This is a genomic window from Succinimonas sp. (genome assembly GCF_045225735.1).
Taxonomy (GTDB): Bacteria; Pseudomonadota; Gammaproteobacteria; order Enterobacterales; family Succinivibrionaceae; genus Succinimonas.
On the sequence record NZ_JBGVBR010000175.1, the window covers coordinates 1 to 3,402 of the forward strand.

2 protein-coding genes are annotated in these 3,402 nt (G+C 49.7%); both read left to right on the forward strand.

The features are described from left to right. Window positions 1-217 precede the first annotated feature (217 nt). The gene (locus tag ACJROR_RS06115; protein ID WP_406546319.1) at window positions 218-1,384 is read left to right on the forward strand and encodes a hypothetical protein; all 1,167 of its coding nucleotides are present in this window, start codon (window positions 218-220) and stop codon (window positions 1,382-1,384) included. 553 nt (window positions 1,385-1,937) lie between these two features. Further along, window positions 1,938-3,020, forward strand: a complete 1,083-nt coding sequence (locus ACJROR_RS06120; protein WP_406546320.1) for a hypothetical protein — start codon at window positions 1,938-1,940, stop codon at window positions 3,018-3,020. The last annotated feature ends 382 nt before the right edge of the window (window positions 3,021-3,402 follow it).

Consider the following 3,402-nt stretch of genomic DNA (forward strand, 5'->3'; position numbering starts at 1 on the left):
TTTTCTCCGGAATCAGGTGGCCAGCGGGCAGCCGGGAAATTTCAGCAAGAATGTGATAATATGCGGGACATATTGTTTCACGCAGAGTTTGCCCTGTCCTGAAACGGGACGCGGCAAAACCCAGGAAGCTCATGCTGATCGTGATTTTGTTTACGCATTTGTCTGCCCCGCGGGCGCGGGGATGAACCGATTTCACAGCTTTTAGTGTTGTTACTATATGAATCTGATTTGCAAAGAATTTTTTTCAAGGGGCGGCCATAAAGCGGCCCTGCTGACCTCAGTTTTTGCTCTTTCCCTTTCTGTATCTCCTCTGGCCGCTGCCAGAAACAACGTTTCTCCTGATACTCTGGCTGCCGAATGGGCGCACGTTTCCGTAAGCGCCGGCGTTAAAAAGGACAAGGCCACCATTCAGGAACTCCTTTCTGCTTTCAATCGGCACTGGCCCACCGGAGTCTTTAACCGGCTTCTTCACGAAGAAAAGGGAGTCATGGATATCAAAAACGGCTATGCCGAGGCGCAGTTCCACAATCCGGACACGGACAGCGTGGAAACCGGCGCGGCCACCATCTGGCGTCGCAAGAACGGCCACACTCTTCTGGGCATTACCATTGACCGCAATATTTCCGATTTCGGCACGAAGCAGATCGTGATCTTTTACGATTATGATCCCGCCACCGGCACTCTGACTCCGGATCCGAAGTATAACGGCTGCGCGGTGCCCCTGTCTCATGCCGTTTTCAGGCAGATCATGGAGCTCCCCCGCCAGGGCCGGAACATTGAAGTGGCGGAATTCAATCCCAAGCTCAGCGTGAGCCTCCGGCATACCTGCACCTTTGACGGCATGAAGCACAAATATGCCAGCACCGTTCTGGAAAGCGACGTGGACTTTGTAAACTCTCTGCCGGCCTCCGCCCGGGAATACGATGCGGATCTGACGCCCCGCTACTATTACTTCACCGATATCGACCGGGATGGCTTTCCGGAGCTTTGGCTTTCGGATCTCACGGGGGATTACCAGCAGATGTTCTCGGTGAAGGAAAGCACCGAGCTTCTGGGCTGGAACGATTACAAAACCCACTTCCGGTTTTATCCCGGCGTGCTCACCACCTCAGGAGGCTGCGGCACCATGTGCTTCCTCTCCGTATACACCGTAATCAAGGACAGCCGCGCCGAGAGCTATCTTAATGAAATCACCTCGGGAGACTTCGAGGGCAACGAGATCGTGACCTATTCCAGCGGCAATCTGGATGACGGTTATGAAAACACCTCCGAGGTAGAGGTGCGGGAAGGCGCGGAACAGGTACGGGCCTTCGGTCTGGCCTACGATGAGGATCCGGAATGGCGTGAGGTGAAGCAGGTGGTGGTGCGGAACCGCCAGCAGTAGTCTGTCCCCGTTACAGCAGAATTGTCCGGCATCAGATCCGGGACTCCAAAAGGCTCTTCCGGGAGTCTTTTTTAAATGCGGATTACGATTGAACCGGAGCTGCAGCTGCAATCAGTCTCTTCCCGTCATTATCTCCGTCTCCCGGTTCCTCCCGGCCCGAAAAGCTATTGACGGTCTCTTTTTTGCTTCGGGTTCCGCCCCGGAATATTGATGTTTCCCCTGCTTAAGTTAACTCCCTGAAATCCTACCCCCTCCGGATCCTCAAACTCTCCGGAGAGCTCACATCTCTGAAATCCCGAGCCGGCATTCGGGCTGAAAAGATCCTTGTCAGGAACCGTGTCTCAGGCATGCCAGTTTCAGGCAAGTCATTCGCGGTTATCCGGATTTTTATGTTTTCCGTTTCCCCGTATTCGGGGATGAAAGATTTTTTGGATATGCAATAAAGATCACATCGTTTCAAAGCTCTAAAACGCTTTCATGATAAAGACAGCCGGTTCAGGTTTATTTCACTGAAATGCGGTTATCATGGAAAAACAGGAACTTTGGGGGCCGTATGACTGATTATATTGACACGCTGAAAAACTTTGGAACGTTCAAATATTGCTATGAAGATGATACCATTGTCAATGCTGCCACCGGTGATGACGGAAAAGTTGAAGTGAATGCCACCGGGCGTTACAAGGCCCTGGGGTTCCTGCTCCGCTCCCGGGAGCAGAAAGCTGCCAACAACGCCACCCGTACCATGTTTTTAGAAGCTTTGGGCAAAGCTTTTAATCTTGACGGGATTCGCAATAATAATGGCCGCATCACCTTCGATCGCGCTTTGCTGAACAAACTGGAGGAGAAGCTGGGGAGAGATGTGTTCAAGGCTAAGAATTTCGCCCTTGATGCTCAGGGAAATATCGTTTCCGGAAAACCACTTACCGCCAGACGCATAGGTCAGATTCTAAGCAAGATAAAACTTCAGGAGAAGCCGAAACTGCCTGAGAAAATTGATTACAATCAATATTCTGAAAAGCTCACCAATATTATGGATACGTTCAAAGGCAATGAAAAGGCCTCCAAAAATCTGAGCATCGTCAATAAGTGCCTGACCGCCCTGAAAACCAGCGCCGAACAAGGCGGCACCATCATTATGAAGAACGATCCTAAGAATAGCTCCAGTCCAAGATCCAATTTCGCCGTTAAGGAGAAGTGGGGGTTCGACGGGCTTGGGAAACCGGAGGAATTTTTAGAGGCTCTGCGTGAAAGAACCGGTCTGCCGATGGCGCCTAATGACAAGACAATCGCCAAATTTCTGGGCAATCTCAAAAAGAATACCCAGGATCCTCAAGTTTTGCAGCACCTGATCACTAAGATGCTGGACAAATATCACGGCGGCATCCCGCCTGCTAACTACGATTACCGGGATGATTTGATAAGAGAACTCAACGATCAGCTAATCAAGTTTGTCAAATTAACCGTGGATCTTTACGATAAATGCGCGGAAAACAACCAGATGGACTACTTTAAGGATGTGATTTCGAATGATATCATGGGTGATCAGATGAAGTTGAGCAGCAAACTGGATTATCTTGAAATGGGGCACGAATATTTGCCGGAACCTAAACCACAGTCGATGCTGGATTTGATCTGACAGATGACATACATAGATGTCCGTATCATGCCCTGTCTTATCTGATCATCGATGAAGTTAACGGCAGCTTCGGCCGGAACACTTCAGAGATCGTCCTCGGCATGCTCCTCCAGGTACTGAAAGCCCTGCTCCCCGCTGTGAAATCCCCTTCTCCCGAACCAGTCTGATTCGCTTCAAATAAGGGATTCCAATCATCCCCGTTTCTGATGTGTCAGATTTCATAAAACAGAAAAAAAGAGCACCTAATAACTGTGGCATTCTGTAAAATGACTCTGTTTGATATGTTGTTACAAGTCATTCCGGCCTATTATGCCAAAAATGATCATCATTCAAAATAAGCGGCAGTTTTAAGGAACATAGCATGAATTACCGGTGCACAGGA

Bases quoted from the DNA above. Each gene is read 5' to 3' on its own strand.
- ACJROR_RS06115 (WP_406546319.1), top strand. From the start codon at position 218: ATGAATCTGATTTGCAAAGAATTTTTTTCAAGGGGCGGCCATAAAGCG.
- ACJROR_RS06120 (WP_406546320.1), top strand. From the start codon at position 1,938: ATGACTGATTATATTGACACGCTGAAAAACTTTGGAACGTTCAAATAT.